This window comes from Litchfieldella xinjiangensis (genome assembly GCF_000759345.1).
In the GTDB taxonomy this organism is placed as follows: Bacteria; Pseudomonadota; Gammaproteobacteria; order Pseudomonadales; family Halomonadaceae; genus Litchfieldella_A; species Litchfieldella_A xinjiangensis.
Genome location: NZ_JPZL01000003.1, coordinates 256,638 through 272,820, shown reverse-complemented (window position 1 = coordinate 272,820; position 16,183 = coordinate 256,638). Strand labels below are relative to the sequence as shown.

The 16,183-nt window shown below is 62.3% G+C and carries 15 protein-coding genes; 12 read left to right on the top strand and 3 right to left on the bottom strand.

Translation table 11 applies throughout. The annotated features are described in order from the left end of the window. Window positions 1-18: 18 nt before the first annotated feature. Both JH15_RS13515 and JH15_RS13510 read left to right on the top strand, forming a co-directional pair. The gene (locus tag JH15_RS13515; protein WP_422730565.1) at window positions 19-852 is read left to right on the top strand and encodes a DUF72 domain-containing protein; all 834 of its coding nucleotides are present in this window, start codon (window positions 19-21) and stop codon (window positions 850-852) included. Between the two features lie 218 nt (window positions 853-1,070). Next, complete coding sequence (locus JH15_RS13510; protein ID WP_043531208.1) at window positions 1,071-2,414, top strand: sodium-dependent transporter; 1,344 nt, start codon at window positions 1,071-1,073, stop codon at window positions 2,412-2,414. Between the two features lie 80 nt (window positions 2,415-2,494). Here JH15_RS13510 and JH15_RS13505 read toward each other — a convergent pair whose 3' ends face one another. Beyond that, window positions 2,495-2,695 (bottom strand): PA3496 family putative envelope integrity protein, encoded by a 201-nt coding sequence (locus tag JH15_RS13505; protein WP_043531206.1) that lies wholly within the window; start codon window positions 2,693-2,695, stop codon window positions 2,495-2,497. 223 nt (window positions 2,696-2,918) lie between these two features. Between JH15_RS13505 and hexR the strand changes: the two genes are divergently transcribed. The 4 genes from hexR to JH15_RS13485 all read left to right on the top strand — a co-directional run bounded on the left by hexR (window position 2,919) and on the right by JH15_RS13485 (window position 7,947). Further along, window positions 2,919-3,773: a transcriptional regulator HexR gene (gene hexR / locus JH15_RS13500; RefSeq protein WP_043531699.1), complete on the top strand. Its 855-nt coding sequence runs from the start codon at window positions 2,919-2,921 to the stop codon at window positions 3,771-3,773. A gap of 161 nt (window positions 3,774-3,934) precedes the next feature. After that, entirely contained in the window at window positions 3,935-6,142 is a 2,208-nt protein-coding gene (uvrD, locus tag JH15_RS13495; RefSeq protein ID WP_043531204.1) for a DNA helicase II, read from the top strand. 94 nt (window positions 6,143-6,236) lie between these two features. Then, complete coding sequence (locus JH15_RS13490; protein WP_043531697.1) at window positions 6,237-6,683, top strand: phosphate-starvation-inducible PsiE family protein; 447 nt, start codon at window positions 6,237-6,239, stop codon at window positions 6,681-6,683. A 175-nt stretch (window positions 6,684-6,858) separates the two neighbouring features. After that, window positions 6,859-7,947, top strand: a complete 1,089-nt coding sequence (locus tag JH15_RS13485; protein ID WP_043531202.1) for a TRAP transporter substrate-binding protein — start codon at window positions 6,859-6,861, stop codon at window positions 7,945-7,947. A gap of 70 nt (window positions 7,948-8,017) precedes the next feature. On the opposite strand, the gene JH15_RS13480 is transcribed toward JH15_RS13485, so the two are convergent. Beyond that, complete coding sequence (locus JH15_RS13480) at window positions 8,018-8,428, bottom strand: acyl-CoA thioesterase (RefSeq protein WP_043531200.1); 411 nt, start codon at window positions 8,426-8,428, stop codon at window positions 8,018-8,020. 82 nt (window positions 8,429-8,510) lie between these two features. Here JH15_RS13480 and JH15_RS13475 point away from each other — a divergent pair, with 82 nt between their 5' ends. The 6 genes from JH15_RS13475 (at window position 8,511) to cysZ (ending at window position 15,102) form a co-directional block, all read left to right on the top strand. Further along, window positions 8,511-9,467, top strand: coding sequence for a PstS family phosphate ABC transporter substrate-binding protein (locus JH15_RS13475; RefSeq protein WP_043531198.1), 957 nt, complete (start codon window positions 8,511-8,513; stop codon window positions 9,465-9,467). Window positions 9,468-9,562: 95 nt separating this feature from the next. Further along, a complete protein-coding gene (locus JH15_RS13470; RefSeq protein ID WP_043531196.1) occupies window positions 9,563-11,350 on the top strand; it encodes an ABC transporter permease subunit in 1,788 nt (595 codons plus the stop codon). Next, on the top strand, window positions 11,350-12,681 hold the full coding sequence (pstA, locus tag JH15_RS13465) for a phosphate ABC transporter permease PstA (protein ID WP_043531194.1): 1,332 nt from the start codon (window positions 11,350-11,352) through the stop codon (window positions 12,679-12,681). Before JH15_RS13470 ends, pstA begins: the two co-directional genes overlap by 1 nt. 99 nt (window positions 12,682-12,780) lie before the next feature. Then, complete coding sequence (gene pstB, locus JH15_RS13460) at window positions 12,781-13,524, top strand: phosphate ABC transporter ATP-binding protein PstB (protein WP_231566451.1); 744 nt, start codon at window positions 12,781-12,783, stop codon at window positions 13,522-13,524. Between the two features lie 29 nt (window positions 13,525-13,553). Continuing rightward, window positions 13,554-14,282: a phosphate signaling complex protein PhoU gene (phoU, locus tag JH15_RS13455; protein ID WP_043531192.1), complete on the top strand. Its 729-nt coding sequence runs from the start codon at window positions 13,554-13,556 to the stop codon at window positions 14,280-14,282. A gap of 79 nt (window positions 14,283-14,361) precedes the next feature. Then, window positions 14,362-15,102 (top strand): sulfate transporter CysZ, encoded by a 741-nt coding sequence (gene cysZ, locus JH15_RS13450; RefSeq protein WP_043531190.1) that lies wholly within the window; start codon window positions 14,362-14,364, stop codon window positions 15,100-15,102. Here the strand turns inward: cysZ and JH15_RS13445 are convergent. After that, window positions 15,060-16,052, bottom strand: coding sequence for a helix-turn-helix domain-containing protein (locus JH15_RS13445; protein WP_081949033.1), 993 nt, complete (start codon window positions 16,050-16,052; stop codon window positions 15,060-15,062). The two genes, cysZ and JH15_RS13445, sit on opposite strands and share 43 nt — an antisense overlap. Between the last annotated feature and the right edge of the window lie 131 nt (window positions 16,053-16,183).

Here is a 16,183-nt window from a genome sequence, read left to right as displayed (position 1 = left end):
CTGCATCTTGGCCTGCCCATGTGGGCCAATGCCGACTGGCGGGGTAGCCTCTACCCCGCCCACGACACACCCGAAACCCGGCTTGGCGATTATGCCAGCCTCTTCTCTGCGGTAGAGGGCAATACCACGTTCTACAGTGGTGCGCCGCGAGAGGAAACCGTGGCGACGTGGGCCCGTCAGGCCCCTGCTGGTTTTCGCTTCTGCTTCAAGCTGCCGGCGGCGTTGACCCACGAACGGCGCCTCAGGGACGTCGAGGCTGACGTAGATCACTTCCTGTTACGCTTGGCCCCGCTGCAGGACCGGCTTGGACCAATCATGGTGCAACTACCGCGTGATTTCGACAGTGAAGGGCTTCCTCAGCTGGAACGACTGCTCGAACGTTGGCCAGAGAGTATCCCGTGTGCCGTTGAAGTCAGACACAGTGAATTTTTCCACAAGGGGTCGGCGGAGATGGCGCTGAACCGCTTGTTGATAAGTTATGGTGTCGATCGCGTGATGCTGGATGTGAGGCCGCTGTTCTCGACACCGGCCAACAGCGATTCTCGGCTCAGCAAGGCTCAGTCGGAAAAGCCAAAACGCCCGTTACACGTGCTCTCCACAGCGGATCGTCCGGTAATACGGTTTATCGGCCATGTGGATAACGCTATTAACGAGCACTATTTTCGACCTTGGTCTGAACGAATCAACCTGTGGATAAAACAGGGGAAAACCCCTTTCTTGTTTGTGCATACCCCCGATAACCGCCACGCCCCGCAACTGGCTCGATGTCTTCATGAGCAGTTGCGCCAACACGACCCAGCGCTTCCGGAACTGCCCAGGTTCCCGGGCGATGTGCAGGCCGCACTGTTCTGAATCGGGAATTTTATCGCCAGGGCAAGACACCTCGACTGGTCATCAACGGCACGATCGGATAGTTTTACCGTCCATAGTCTGATGATCGCGCGAAATTGCTGGCAACGTTGGCTAACGTGCCCGTTTCCACCAAGACGATCTTGGCGTCTTACCGGTCTTATCGATTCGCATAACGCATCGCTCGGAGGAGTGATGTAACACTCACAATCAGGTGAATCATGGCGAAACTCTCTCACGCACAATGGTCATCCAAGATGACCTTCATCCTGGCGGCTGCAGGTTCCGCAGTCGGCCTGGGCAATATCTGGCGATTCTCCTACATGGTCGGCGACAGCGGGGGCGCCGCGTTCGTGCTCGTCTACCTGGCGTGCGTTGCGCTGGTGGGCTTGCCGATCCTGGTCTCGGAGTGGTTGATCGGCCGGCGTGGCCAGAAGAACCCCATCAACACCATGGCCGAACTGGCCACTCAGCATGGCAAGAGCAAGGCATGGGCGGCAATCGGAATCAGCGGGGTCCTGGCCGCATTCCTGATCCTGTCGTTCTATAGCGTCATCGGCGGGTGGTCGCTTTCGTATACATTGGGCTCGGTGACCGGCGCTTTCAGCGGGCAGGATGCCGACGGCATCAGCGCACTGTTCACTGGCATGTTGAGTAGTCCCGGCACCCTTCTGCTCTGGCATTCGATCTTCATGCTGCTGGTGATTGTCATCGTCGCCCGGGGGGTGACCAAGGGGTTGGAAGCCGCCGTACGTACCATGATGCCGGCGCTGTTGATCCTGATGCTGGTCCTGGTTGGCTACGGCATGACGACGGGGCACTTCGGGGAAGCCATGAGCTTCATGTTCAACCCTGACTGGAGCGCCCTGAGTGGCGGCGTGGTGCTGGCTGCGATGGGGCAGGCCTTCTTCACCCTGTCGCTGGGCATGGGCATCATGATGGCCTATGGCTCCTATCTGGGCCAGGAAGTCGACCTGATCGGGACCGCGCGCACGGTCATCATTCTGGATACCGTCGTCGCCCTGCTGGCCGGCATGGCAATCTTCCCCATCGTGTTCGCCAACGGCTTGAGCCCTGGCGAAGGGCCTGGTCTGATCTTCGTCACGCTGCCATTGGCATTCGGTAGCATGACCGGCGGCACGATCCTGGGGCTGATGTTCTTCCTTCTGCTGACCTTCGCGGCGTTGACGTCCGCTATCTCGTTGCTCGAGCCGGTGGTCGAGTTTCTCGAAGAGCGCACATCGTTGACCCGGGTCCCGGCCACGCTGATCTCGGCGATCCTGGTGTGGCTGTTGGGTATCGCCGCGCTGTTGTCCTTCAACGTCTGGGATGGCCCGGTGGCCTTCGGCTTCAATACCTTCGATCTGCTGGACAACTTCACCAGCAAGATACTGTTGCCGTTGACGGGGCTGGGGGCGATCGTGTTCGTCGCCTGGTGTCTCGATCGCGCCAGCGTTCAGCGTGAACTGGGGCTGGGCTCGACGGGTGGCACTCTGTGGCACATCACGTCACGCTATATCGCACCGATAGGCGTGATCTGCGTATTCGTCGGGGGCCTGATCTAGATCGGAACGTTGCCGAGTCCCGAATCCCGGGGCTCGGCACTGTCGATCCGCGAGTCAGATCGCGAGGCGTCCCGGTGTCGCTAGCTGAAGCGTTCGTCCTCCAGCGTAGCGAGTTGATGCTCCAGCCGCTTGAATTCATTATGGAGTTCGATACCCCGGCGAGCACGGAGATAGCGCACGGCTGCGCTACGCTTACGCTGCTGATGCTCGTTCTCCTGAAGGTTCATGAAGAGTTCGAGTAGCTCGCTCTTGATCGAAGATACCTGATCGACATTACGCATGATTGACTCTCCTGTGTAACGGTGAGTGCAGTTCATCTGCGGCGCCGCGTTCATTTTTACTATATACAACTTGACAAAATTATGACGGCATGGGTCGTAAACGTTTAACTCACCCAAGCATGCCGATACCCATCGAGGTGGGGCATACTGGCAGTCGCGGGACGAGGGCAGGGGAGTTCGATGCCAGACCATAACAATGCACTATGCCAGCAAGGAGCGAATCGTGAGCCGTGCCCTGTTTGATGAAATGCGAGGCCGCATGGAGCACTTTCGTCGCTCCGAGCAGAAAGTGGCGCGCTTCGTACTGCGTAATCCCGAAGATGTCATTCATATGCGGATCGTCGATCTGGCCACCGAGGCCAAGGTCAGCGAACCCACCGTGGTCCGCTTCTGTCGTGCCCTGGGATGTAACGGCTTCCAGGACTTCAAGCTGCGCCTGGCGCAGATGCTGGCCACCGGGAGCCAGTTCGCCCAGTTTTCGATGAACGATAGCGATAGCGTGGCGGAGTTCTCCCAGAGCATCTTCGACTCCACGATCGGCACACTACTATCGGTGCGCGATCGCCTCGACAACGATGCCTTGAGCCGGGCGATCAATGCCCTGGCCATGGCCAATCGGGTCGAGTTCTATGGATTCGGTGCATCCGGCGCGGTGGCGTTCGATGCCCAGCACAAGTTCTTTCGCCTGCAGATATCCACGTCCGCCTATGCCGACCCGCACATGCAGAACATGTCTGCGGTGACCCTGAAGGAAGGCGACGTGGTGGTGGCGATTTCCCAGACGGGGCGTACTCGAGCCCTGGTAGCCAGCGTGAAACTGGCCCGCGAGTCCGGCGCCACGGTCATAGGCTTGTGTCCCAGCGGTACGCCGCTCGCCGACGAGGTGACGCTGCCGCTGTATATCGATGTGCTCGAAGATACCGAGATCTATACACCGATGAGCTCGCGTGTGGCGCATCTGGTATTGATCGACGTGCTGGCGGTGGGCGTCGCCAAGACGCGCGGGCCGAAGCTCGCGGAGCAGCTCAAGCAGGTGAAGAAGAGCCTGATCCCCCTGCGCTACGCCGAGCCCGAGTGAGTTAGCCCGGCCCGGCGCACGCTAACATTGCGTGCATGAGCGATCAGGGAAGAAAGCACGGCGTCGTTGCGGTGCTTCCCCCTGAAGATTGCTAACGGGCTTGGGCAGGCCCCGATATGCTAGACTTGACGCTCATTTCCGAGCGGCTAGTACCTTCCTGTATGGACGACGTCACGTCGATTCTCGACACTCTCAACCCGGCCCAGCGCGAAGCTGTCAGTGCGCCTCAGGGCAACATGCTGGTGCTTGCCGGGGCCGGCTCCGGCAAGACCCGCGTACTGGTGCATCGTATTGCCTGGCTGCTGCAGACCGAGGGGCTATCGCCCTACGCTATCCTGGCCGTGACTTTCACCAACAAGGCGGCCCGCGAGATGCGTACGCGTCTCGAGGCCTTGCTGGGCCTGTCGCTTCGCAACATGTGGGTGGGTACGTTCCACTCCATCGCTCACAGGCTGTTGCGCACCCACTGGCACGATGCGCGACTCCCCCAGCACTTCCAGATCATCGATTCCGACGATCAGTTGCGCCTGATCAAGCGGCTACTGAAGGATCACCGGATCGACGATGAGCGCTTCCCGCCGCGTCAGGTACAGTTCTTCATCTCCGGCTGCAAGGAGGAGGGCCTGCGTCCGCACCAGGTGCAGACCCATGGCGATGCCTACATGAGCCAGATGGTCGAGCTCTACGAACGCTATCAATTGACCTGCGAACGTGGCGGCCTGGTCGATTTCGGTGAGCTGCTGCTGAGAAGCCTTGAATTGCTGCGCGACACCCCGGCCCTGCTGGCGCACTATCGCGAGCGCTTCGCCCATGTGCTGGTCGATGAGTTCCAGGACACCAATACCCTGCAGTATGCCTGGCTCAAGCTGCTGGCCGGCGAGCAAGCGGGCATGACGGTGGTCGGGGATGACGATCAGTCCATCTACGGCTGGCGTGGCGCCCGCGTCGAGAACATCCGTCGTTTCGAACAGGAGCTGCCGAATACGCACACCGTCCGCCTGGAGCAGAACTATCGCTCTACCAGCGCCATCCTCGACGCGGCCAATGCGCTCATCGATCACAATAGCGGACGCATGGGCAAGGAGTTGTGGACCGAAGGCGAGCGGGGCGAACCGATCTCTGTCTATTCGGGCTTCAATGACCTCGACGAAGCGCGCTTCATCGTCGATACCATCAAGGAGAAGGTCAACGAAGGCAGTGCACGACGCGAGATCGCCATTCTTTACCGTTCGAATGCCCAGTCACGGGTGCTCGAGGAAACGCTGATCCGTCAGGGGATGCCGTACCGCATCTACGGCGGCCAGCGCTTCTATGAACGGCTGGAGATCAAGAACAGCCTGGCCTACCTGCGTTTGCTGCTCAATCGCGAGGATGATGCCTCGCTCGAACGGGTACTCAATGTCCCGGCGCGTGGCATCGGCACTCGGACGGTGGAGATCCTGCGCGATCGTGCCCGCCAAGCCGGCGTCTCGCTGTGGCAGGCCCTCCACGATTGCGCCTCGGATGCCACCCTCAAGGGCCGAGCCTGCAGCGCGGTGCGCGCGTTCGCCGATCTGATCGAGCAGCTCGACAACGATACCGCCGGCATGGCATTGCACGAGATCATCGTTCACGTGAACGAGACCACCGGCCTGATCGAGCACCACCGCAGCGAGAAAGGCGAGAAGGGCCAGGCGCGGGTCGAGAACCTCGAGGAACTGGTCAATGCCGCGCGAGCCTTCACCATGAGCGATGCGATGGACTCGCCCGTCGTCGGTGAAGGTGCGGCAGCCCTCGAGCCGTTTCTGTCGGAAGCGGCACTAAATGCAGGCGACCACGAAGCCGACGAATTCGAGGACAGCGTGCAGTTGATGACGCTGCATTCGGCCAAGGGGCTGGAATTCCCTATCGTATTCATCGCCGGGGTGGAGGAGGGGTTGTTTCCCCACAAGATGTCACTTGAGGAGCCAGGGCGCCTCGAGGAGGAGCGCCGCCTGTGTTACGTCGGTCTTACCCGCGCCATGCGCAAGCTTTATCTCACCTATGCCGAACTGCGCCGCATGCATGGCAAGGAGACGTTCCAGCGCCCCTCACGGTTTTTGCGTGAACTTCCCCAGGAGCTCCTGGAAGAGGTACGCCTGCGCGGCCAGATCTCGCGGCCGGTGACGGCCACGCGGCCGGGGGGCGGCCTTTCCCGACAGACCTCGGTGGAGGGCGGCGGCACGCTGCCGTCATTGTCGTTGGGTCAGCGCGTCAGCCACCCCCTGTTCGGTGAAGGGGTCATCCTCAATGCCGAGGGTGAGGGCGAACGGGCACGCGTGCAGGTCAGCTTCGAAGGCGAAGGCGACAAGTGGCTGGTGCTGGGATTCGCCAAGCTGACCCCGCTCTAGCGCAACCGGTGCCAGCCCGGCTCGACCCGTGGGCGTAAATTGGCCATGCTGAGAGGCATTTACGCAACGCGGGGACTTCAGAGTGAAATGGTTCTTGTCCGATCTTCGCCGGACCTGGTCGTCATCGACGGGGTATCAGCGCTTCGAGCGTCTCGTGTCGCTGGTGCTGACCGCGGCCATCAGCGGTGTGGTACTGGTGGCGCTCTACTATCTGATTTTGCATGTCGTCGAATTATTGTTCGTGCAGACCCGCGACCCTTTCGACTACCGGGTCTTCCAGGTCGTCTTCGACATGATTCTCACCGTGCTGATCGCCATGGAGTTCAACAATTCGATCGTGCGCACCATGGGCAAGAGCGGGGGTTTCGCGCATGTCGAGATTGTGGTGCTGATCGCCATCATGGCCCTGGTCCGCAAGTTCATGGTCATCGAGATCGACGACGTGGATCCTGGCAAGTTACTGGCGTTGGGGGCCGCCGTGCTGGCCCTGGGCATCTGCTACTGGCTGGTACGGCACAGTAACCGGATCAATCCTCCCTAAGAAGCCGATCGGGACGTGTGCCTTGCCTGACGCTTGATGCTTCGCGCATACTTTATCCCCTGAGACGCCCCGTGGCGCGGCCTCATCGACCGATGGCCTGGGCCACGTCTCGGCTTCTTGCCTTTGGACACGTTTTCCCACCCGGGACAAAATAACAGCTGGAGCTCTCGCCCGCATGCAACGCAGACACTTTTTGACCGCGATGGGAGCCGGCGCGGCCGGCGCCGTCGCCGCTCCCTTCATTTCCACCGCCAGCGCCCAGGAGACCATCACCTGGCACATGGTGACTTCCTGGCCGCAGAACTTCCCTGGCCTGGGCACCGGCGCCAGCGACTTCGCCAAGCGTATCGAAGCCCTCTCCGGTGGCCGCATGCGCGTCCGGGTGCATGGCGCCGGCGAGATGGTTCCCCCAATGGAAGTCTTCGACGCCGTGGGCGCCGGTACGGCCCAGATGGGTCACTCCGCGTCCTACTACTGGCGTGGCAAGACGGCGGCGGCCCAGTTCTTCACCGCCGTACCGTTTGGCATGACCACTCACGAGACCAATTCCTGGCTGTATAACGGGGGTGGGCAGGAATTGTGGGACGAGCTCTACGCCAAGCACAACCTCAAGCCCTTCCCGGTCGGCAATACCGGCACCCAGATGGCTGGCTGGTTCAAGAAGGAGATCAAGTCGCTCGAGGATATGCAGGGGCTGAAACTGCGCCTGCCGGGCCTGGCCGGCGAAGCCATGAACGGCATCGGGGTGACGACGGTCAACATGCCGGGTTCCGAAATCTTCACCTCGATGCAGACTGGCGTGATCGATGCCGCCGACTGGGTCGGCCCCTACAATGACCTGGCTTTCGGTCTGCACCAGGTTGCCGATTATTACTATACTTCGGCATGGAACGAGCCCAGCGCCATCCTCGAAGGTACGGTCAACCTGGACGCCTGGAACGAACTGCCCGACGATCTCAAGATCGTGGTTCAGGAAGCCGCACGTAGTGCCAACCTGGCGATGATCGACGAGTTCACCCTGCAGAATGCCAAGGCACTCAGGACCCTGGTCGATGAGCATGGCGTACAGCTCAAGAGCTTCCCTGACGATGTCATGCAGGCGCTTTATGAGTCGTCACAGAAGGTACTGCAACGCCAGATCGAGAACGACGAGGACTCGCGCAAGATCTACGAGTCCTATCGCGCCTTCCAGCAGACCGTGCGCCCGTTCACCGATGTCGGTGAATTCGCCTACCTCAAGAACCGCGATTCGGTACTTTCCTGATCGGTCGGCACGCTCGAGTCTGACGGTACGCATTGCCAGGGGCGCCTTCGAGGCGCCCCTGGTGTTTCGTTCACCGAGCCTCGTCGGTTGCGGCGCGAATGCGGCCGTTATCATCCAGGGCGACCATCACGAAACACGCCTCGGTGACCTTGTAGAGTTCGTCGGGATCCCGCTCGTGCGGGGGACGAATCCAAACCTCGACATCGACCTTGATCGAACTGCGGCCGATTTCCCTTATCTTGGTGAAGATATTGACCACTGAGCCGACCCGTACCGGGCTAAGGAAATCCATACTCTCGATGGCGACGGTTGCAGTTCGTCCGGCGGCCTGACGGCCGGCGGTCAGTTCCGCGGCTTGATCCATGTGCGCGACCAGCCATCCACCGGGGATGTCGCCATAGAGATTGGTGTGCTGTCTGGCCGCGAGGAGTTTCAGTGTCAGGCTGCCCTGAGGGGTGGGAACGTCATCGAGATCGGTCATGAAGAATGCTGGCTCGCGAGTTATTGTGATAAACGTCCTGCACGTTTTTCCTAGATCCTATCACTGAGGCAAAGGAATCGACATGTCCGAGGAGCAACCACGGGTTCGCCGGGCGTTGGCCTGGATGGTGTTTTGCCTGGTCGGTTTCGCGTCAATTGTCGCCCATGCATCGCCCCCGGTGTCGGGAAGCCTGGGTTCGATCGGTTCGGAGACCTTGGCCGGTCTGATGCTGCGCTGGGGCGAGCAGCTCGAGGCACAAAACCCCGGGGTGCGGCTGCAGATACAAGCCAGTGGCTCGTCCACGGCGCCTCCGGCCCTGACCGCGGGAACGACCCGGCTGGGGCCCATGTCGCGTCCGATGTCCGAAGGTGAGCATCAGGCATTCATCGATCGTCAGGGCTATGCGCCGTTGCGCATTCCGGTAGCCATGGATGCCCTGGCGGTCTTCGTGCATCGGCATAACCCCATCGAGGCCCTGAGCCTTGCGGAAGTCGACGCCCTATTCTCGGATACGCGGCGCTGTGGTGCCGAAGCACCCATCGACAATTGGCGTGCGCTGGGTCAGGACGGGGGCCGGATCGTTCTGCACAGCCGTAATTCGGCCTCCGGCACCTATGGCATCTTCAAACGCATGGCCCTCTGCGGCGGAGACTTCCGGCGGGACGTCAACGAATACCCCGGCTCGGCGGCCGTGGTGGCGGCGGTGGCCCGTAGTCGCGATGGTATCGGCTACGCCGGCATGAGCTACCTGATGCCCTCGGTACGTGCCGTGGCCCTGCGCAGCGACGAGGGGCAGGCCGTGCTTCCCGAGAGCGAGCGAGTATTGGACGGCAGCTATCCCCTGGCGCGCACGCTCTATCTCTACGTCAACCGTCCGCCTGATGAGCCGCTGCCCCAGCCCGAGTCGGCCTTCCTCGACCTGGTACTGTCGTCCGAGGGGCAGGCCACGGTGCGCGAGGCAGGCTTCGTGCCCCTTCCCGAGCCCATGCTGGAAGCCAGTCGCGACCGCCTGGGGCTGCCTGGACTGGCATCGCCGTGAATCACTGTCATGAGGCTGTCATATGGTTGCCTTAATGTTGTGTTGGGATCCTGTCGTCGATAGGGTCATCGTCAACGCCTTGCGATAGCGAACCCATGATCGACCCGCCGCATATCACGCCCGCACGCCGTACGCGCTCACGGTCCGTGCGGGATCGACTCGCCACCTGGCTCATCAGTGCCTGTGGGATCGGTGTGATCGTGGCGGTCATGGCCATCGGGGTCTTCCTGGCGGTCGAAGTCATGCCGCTGTTCACCTCACCGGATGTCGAGACACGCGAAACGAGCCAGGCGCCCGGCTCGCTGGTACGGTCCTGGCACATCACCTCCGACGCTCTTCCCACGACAGGATCCGGTGAGCCGCAAGGACTGACTGCCCGGGGCGAAGGACTCCTATGGCGGGCTGAAGGTCGTCATCTCGAGGTAGTACGCCTGGGGGAAGAGGCATCGAATCGGGTGGAGCGGGTCACGGCGGTCGATGCGGACCGGCGGATTACCGCCTTGGCGGTACTGGCAGGGGGGCGTGCGCTGATCGTTGGCGATGACCAGGGGGGGCTGCAGCGTTGGGTCAGCGGGCCTGACAGCCCGGTGCCACAAGCGACCGGCCCGTATCGTACCCCGCATCGCGCCGCTATCCAGAGAATCCTTCCGCTTCCCGAGCAACGGCTCTTCCTGGCCTGGGACGCCGACGATCGCCTGGCGCTCTATCAAGCCATTACCGGCCATGTGTGGTCGGGAACGGCGCCGCAGGGCGAACCGCTCGGCATCGATGAGCAAGGGCAACTCTGGTGGGGCGACGATTCCGGCATACAGCGCCTGACGATCGATGCCGAGCATGCCGAGGTCAGTCTGGGCAGCGTGTGGCTGGCGCAGCACTATGAGGGCCATGCCGAGCCGCAACATCGCTGGCAGGCCAGTGTCTCCCAGGCAAGTGACGAGCCGCGTTTCGGCATGACCCCGCTGGCCTGGGGGACGCTCAAGGCGGCCACCTACGCCCTGCTGTTCGCGATTCCGCTGGGTCTCGGGGCCGCCATCCATTCGGCGTGCTTCATGTCGCATCGTCTGCGTCATCGGTTGAAGCCGACCCTGGAAATGATGGAAGCGATGCCTGGAGTGGTGATCGGTTTCATCGCCGGCCTGGTGCTCGCCCCCTATGTCGATCGTCACCTGGCCGGGGCCCTGTCGTTACTGGTGATCCTGCCACTGGGCATGCTGGCGGGAGGATGGCTGTGGTCACGCCTGACACCGCGGCTGCGACACGCGCTGCCGCTGGGCTGGGCCGGGGTATGGCTGATGCCGTGGCTGGCCTTGCTGGTGGTGCTGGCGATGACGGTTTCGCCGGGTATCGAGCGGCTGGCCTTCGAGGGTGACCTACCCTCATGGCTGGAGCGTGAAATGGGGCTCGACTATGCCAGTCGCAATGCGCTCATCATTGGCGTGGCAATGGGCTTTGCCGTGATCCCCACCATCTATGCGTTGGCCGAGGATGCCCTGTCGGGGGTGCCGGCCAGCCTGGGCGAAGGTGCCCAGGCATTGGGTGCGACCCGTTGGCAGACGTTGTGGCGGGTCGTGCTGCCCGCAGCGAGCCCCGGGATTTTCTCGGCGGTGATGATCGGCGCCGGACGCGCCGTAGGCGAGACCATGATCGTGTTGATGGCCACCGGCAACACGGCCATCCTCTCCGCCAGCCCGTTGGACGGCCTGCGTTCGCTGGCGTCGAATATCGCCATTGAGCTGCCCGAGGCGGCAGTCGGCGGTACCCATTATCGCCTGCTCATGTTCAGTGCCCTGGTGCTGTTCGCCTTCACGTTTATCGCCAATACCCTGGCCGAGTGGGTCCGGACCCGGCTCGATCGTCGCTATCGTCGTCTGGAGGGGCGTTGATGAGGCTTCGCCGACGTACCCCCGGGGAAGGTCCCTGGCCCTGGCTGGCAGCAGGATGCGTGTCGGTGTCCCTGCTCATGGTGCTGGCCCTGCTGCTGCTGCTGGGCACCCGGGGACTGGGTCATTTCTGGCCCGCCGATATCGAGCGAGTGACGCTCCATGACGGGCAGGTCTTCGCCGGTGTGGCGGTACGCGAGGAGGCGTCTGCGCCAGGCCAGGCAACATCCGAAGAGCGGCTTTACTACACCGCCAACCGGGCCCTCGATGGGGCAACTTGGCGCTGGGTTGCTCTTGAGGATATCGCCCGGCGTGACCGGCCAGAGCAGCTCAGCGTGATCGAGCACGGTCGCTGGGGCACGCTGATCGGTTATATCGACGAGACGGCAAGCAACGAACAACGCCTGGTTATCCACACCCAGCGGGGGCAGCGTACGGACCTCCCCAGGACGGGGATAATCGAGCATTACCGGCCCAACGCCATGTCGTGGGTCGACAAGATCCTGGCCTGGGGGCGAGGCGTATGGCATTTCCTGAGCCAGGGGCCCCGGTCGGCCAATACCGAGGGTGGTGTCTGGCCCGCTATCTTCGGCACGATACTGATGGTGCTGCTGATGTCGGTGGTGGTGACACCCTTTGGCGTGCTGGCGGCGATCTATCTCAATGAAATCGCCGATCAGGGGCGGGCCACCCGTCTGGTGCGCATCGCGGTGCGCAATCTCGCGGGGGTGCCGTCGATCGTCTACGGCGTGTTCGGGCTTGGTGTGTTCGTCTACGGGTTGGGAGGTACCTTGGACACGCTGTTCTACAGCGACCGTCTGCCCTCGCCGACCTTCGGCACCGGTGGCCTGCTCTGGGCCTCGCTGACGCTGGCCCTGCTGACCCTGCCCGTGGTTATCGTGGCGACGGAGGAGGGCCTGGCGCGGATCCCCGATGCCCAGCGTGAGGGTGCGCTGGCGTTGGGGGCGACCCGTATCGAGATGCTGCGGCGGGTGGTGCTGCCCATGGCGGTCCCGGCGATGCTGACCGGGGTGATCCTGGCGATTGCCCGGGCGGCGGGAGAAGTCGCGCCCCTGTTGCTGGTGGGTGTGGCCAAGCTGGCGCCGCAGGTCCCGGTAGACGACACGTTTCCCTTCCTGCATCTTGAACGGAAGTTCATGCACCTTGGCTATCATATACTCGATGTGGGCTTTTACAGTGGCGATGTCGAGGCGGCCATGCCGCTGCTCTATGCCACGGCCCTGTTATTGGTATTGGTCATCGTGGTGCTTAACCTGACTGCAATATTTCTGCGGCATCATGTCAAGTCGCGCCATGGCGCGTTGCCGCGCTAGGAGAGCCTGTTGCCTGTATTCGACCCCGAGACTCGACGGGCGCCCGAGGCGCCGGCGAAGGAGAGCGCAATCACCGACATTCCCGCCGCCTCCAGCGCGTTGGAGATCGAGGGGCTGACGTTATCCTATGGCGAGGCGACGGCGCTCAAGGGGTTGACGTTACGTATCCCGCGTCAACGAGTGACCGCCTTCATCGGTCCTTCAGGGTGTGGCAAGTCGACCCTGCTCAGGGCCCTTAATCGCCTGCATGACCTCAACGAGACCGTGCATCGTCAGGGAACAATCGTTCTCGAAGGCGAGGAAATCCATGCACCGGGAATCGAAGTCGCGGAACTCAGGCGTCGGGTGGGTATGGTGTTCCAGGCGCCCAATCCCTTTCCGATGTCGATCTACGAAAATGTGGCGTTCGGTCTTCGACTGCAGGGCGGGCTCAAGCGCCGACAGCGCGATGAGGTCATCGAGTGGGCGCTGAGTTCGGCGGCGCTCTGGGACGAGGTCAAGGATCGGCTACACGATTCCGCCTGGTCGCTCTCGGGTGGGCAACAGCAGCGGCTGGTGATTGCGCGAACGCTGGCGGTCCAGCCCGAGGTTCTGCTGCTCGATGAGCCGGCATCGGCCCTCGACCCGATCTCGACACTCAAGATCGAGGAGCTGATCCGCAATCTCAAGTCGCGGCTGACCCTGGTGCTGGTCACCCACAACATGCAGCAGGCTGCGCGGGTCTCCGATTACACCGCCTACCTGCACGGCGGCGAACTGGTGGAGTACGCGCCCACCGACCAGCTTTTCACCAATCCGCGCTTGGCGCAGACAGAAAACTACATCACCGGCCGGATGACCTGATTTTCCGGCAGGCTTTCAGGAGAGCCTCGATGGACATCACCAGCGATACCCATAGCCAGCATATTTCCAAGCAGTTCAACCATGAGCTCGAAGAGCTCAAGACTCACTTGATGGCCATGGGCGGCCTGGTCGAGCGTCAGATCCAGGAAGCGGTGGCTGCACTGCTCGATGGCGACAGCCGACTGGCCGAGCAGGTGCGCGACAACGACAAGGCGGTCAACAATCTGCAGATAAAGATCGACGAGGAGTGCACGCGCGTGCTGGCCCGACGCCAGCCGGCCGCCTCCGACCTGCGCCTGGTGCTGGCGGTCATTCGCGCCACGTCGGATCTGGAGCGGATCGGCGACGAAGCGAGCAAGATCGCCCGCAACGCGCTGACGCTGATCGAGGCCGGCAACGGCAACAAGGGCTTCGTCGAGGTGCGTCATATCAGCGAGCATGTACGCAAGATGCTGCGCGATGCCCTGACCGCCTTTGCGCGTTTCGATATCGACCTGGCCCTGGCCGTCGTCCACGAGGACGACGCCGTGGACAGCGAATACACCAGCGCCATGCGCTCGTTGATGACCTTCATGATGGAAGACCCGCGCTCGATCACCTCGATTCTCAGCGTGATGTGGATCCTGCGGGCGCTGGAGCGGATCGGCGATCATGCCGACAACCTCGCGGAATACGTCATCTATCTGGTCAAGGGACTCGACATCCGACATACCTCGCCCGAGGATCTCGACGAAGCGGCACTCAAGAGCAAGGGTTGAGCCTGACCGGCCGGGGAATGCGATACTATCGGCCGTTGCGCCTTGCGACGGCCGATGGTTCGAGACGGAGTTCCCTACGATGTTGAATGCCCTGACTGCGCTCTCGCGCGGTACCCGCCTGGTCTATTCGTCAGGCATGAGGCGTTATGTCTTCCTGCCGGTTCTGGTCAACCTGTTAGTCTATGCCGTCATGCTCTATTACGTGCTGGGGCATTTCGGCGGCTGGCTCGACGGTTGGATGGCCATGGTGCCGGGCTGGCTGGCATGGCTGGAGTGGCTGATCTGGCCGCTGTTCGTCATTGCCCTGCTGGTGCTCATCTTCTTCACGTTCACCCTGGTGACGCACCTCATCGCTGCGCCCTTCTATGGCTTCTTGGCGGCGCGGGTCGAGACCCAGGTCACCGGCCGCCCCCCGTCGGACGATCGCGGCATGGTACGCACCGGCATCGATGCCGTGGGGCGTGAACTGGTCAAGCTCGCCTATATCCTGCCCCGCATGCTGGTGCTTTTCGTGATCAGCTGGATTCCGGCGGTCAATGTGCTCTCGCCGTTATTATGGGCGCTGTTCTCGGCCTGGATGATGGCCATCACCTACCTCGACTACCCCATGGACAACAACCGGGTCAGCTTCGCCGACATGCGACGTCGCCTCGGGGCGCGTACCTGGCCGACCCTGACCTATGGCGGCTGGGTGATGCTGATCACCTGGATTCCCCTGGCCAACGTCTTTCTGCTGCCCGGCGCGGTGGCTGGCGCGGTACTGATGTGGGATCGCCACTATCGGTCGCCGGGCAGTGCGTCCCGCGCATTGTCACACTGACGGCGTAGTTCACTGGGGCGTATGCCGAACTGGCGCTTGAACGCAGTGGCGAAGTTGGCCGTGCTGGTATAGCCGGCCAAGCCCGCTGCGCTGTCGAGGTCGATTCGCTCGTGCTCGAGTGCCTGATACGCCCTGACCAGACGCCGATGCCGCAGATAGGCCGCGAGGCTCTCGTCGCAGTGGCGTCGGAACTGGCGCTGCAAGGTGCTCAGGCTCATGCCCAGGCGCGTAGCCAGCTCCGATTGGGTGACCTGATCCGCCTCGCCATTGTCGATCGATTCCTTGAGTCGCTGCATGCGACGATCCTCGCTTAGCGTCAACGGCCTCGTCGTCAGGTCATCGGCGGCTGACGCGTCTCGGCTGGCCAGTGCCTCGCCGAGCATGGCGTAAGCCAGGGATTCCCCCATGAGTCGCTGTGGCAGGCTGTCCCATGCCAAGCCTTGACCGAGGATGAGCTGGCGGGCCAACAGCGCCAATGCCGGCGAAGGACGCCAGGGACAGATCTGTAGATGCGCCTGGTGCGTTGCGTAGGGATAGCGTTGTAACCATTCCTGACTGAGCGTCATGGTCAGTGTGCGTTCCTTGCGTTCCTTGCGTCCCGCCCGGCCCTGGCGGCAAAAGGCTTCCGCGTTATCGAGCGCGACCACGACCGCGCGGGGCGCCTGAGGCCCTGCCTCGGGGCCCAACTGCAGACCACGTCCTGCAAAGCTCACCTCCGCCTGCCCCTCGAGCACCCAGGCCACCTTGAGCCCAGGGTGCAGCAGGGCCTCGCTGTGCAAGTCGTAGCGATCCATGACGTCGGCCAGACGTAGAAACATGCCGGGCTGGATCTGGCAGAGCTCCATACGCCCCTCCAGAAGAGGCGCCCGACTATCCCAGCGCGGCGCACTCACGCTGTAGCGTGAGGAGAGGCGGGGAGACAGGGCGTGGAGTCGCTGAGCGTCGATCATAGGGTCCGAAACTTGCCGTCTTTGCAAAGTCACTGTGCGCAGATTGAAAAGGCGGATTCGTTGTTCAGTAGAGATAATGCGTAGCGCTAAGTATAAATGCAATGCATTCTCATTAACACTGAATTAGTGAC

What these genes read in the sequence shown, in the direction of transcription:
- JH15_RS13515 (WP_422730565.1), top strand. Translation starts at nt 19, where the DNA reads ATGTGGGCCAATGCCGACTGGCGGGGTAGCCTCTACCCCGCCCACGAC.
- JH15_RS13510 (WP_043531208.1), top strand. Translation starts at nt 1,071, where the DNA reads ATGGCGAAACTCTCTCACGCACAATGGTCATCCAAGATGACCTTCATC.
- JH15_RS13505 (WP_043531206.1), bottom strand. Translation starts at nt 2,695, where the DNA reads ATGCGTAATGTCGATCAGGTATCTTCGATCAAGAGCGAGCTACTCGAA.
- uvrD (WP_043531204.1), top strand. Translation starts at nt 3,935, where the DNA reads ATGGACGACGTCACGTCGATTCTCGACACTCTCAACCCGGCCCAGCGC.
- JH15_RS13485 (WP_043531202.1), top strand. Translation starts at nt 6,859, where the DNA reads ATGCAACGCAGACACTTTTTGACCGCGATGGGAGCCGGCGCGGCCGGC.
- JH15_RS13480 (WP_043531200.1), bottom strand. Translation starts at nt 8,428, where the DNA reads ATGACCGATCTCGATGACGTTCCCACCCCTCAGGGCAGCCTGACACTG.
- JH15_RS13475 (WP_043531198.1), top strand. Translation starts at nt 8,511, where the DNA reads ATGTCCGAGGAGCAACCACGGGTTCGCCGGGCGTTGGCCTGGATGGTG.
- JH15_RS13470 (WP_043531196.1), top strand. Translation starts at nt 9,563, where the DNA reads ATGATCGACCCGCCGCATATCACGCCCGCACGCCGTACGCGCTCACGG.
- pstA (WP_043531194.1), top strand. Translation starts at nt 11,350, where the DNA reads ATGAGGCTTCGCCGACGTACCCCCGGGGAAGGTCCCTGGCCCTGGCTG.
- phoU (WP_043531192.1), top strand. Translation starts at nt 13,554, where the DNA reads ATGGACATCACCAGCGATACCCATAGCCAGCATATTTCCAAGCAGTTC.
- cysZ (WP_043531190.1), top strand. Translation starts at nt 14,362, where the DNA reads ATGTTGAATGCCCTGACTGCGCTCTCGCGCGGTACCCGCCTGGTCTAT.
- JH15_RS13445 (WP_081949033.1), bottom strand. Translation starts at nt 16,052, where the DNA reads ATGATCGACGCTCAGCGACTCCACGCCCTGTCTCCCCGCCTCTCCTCA.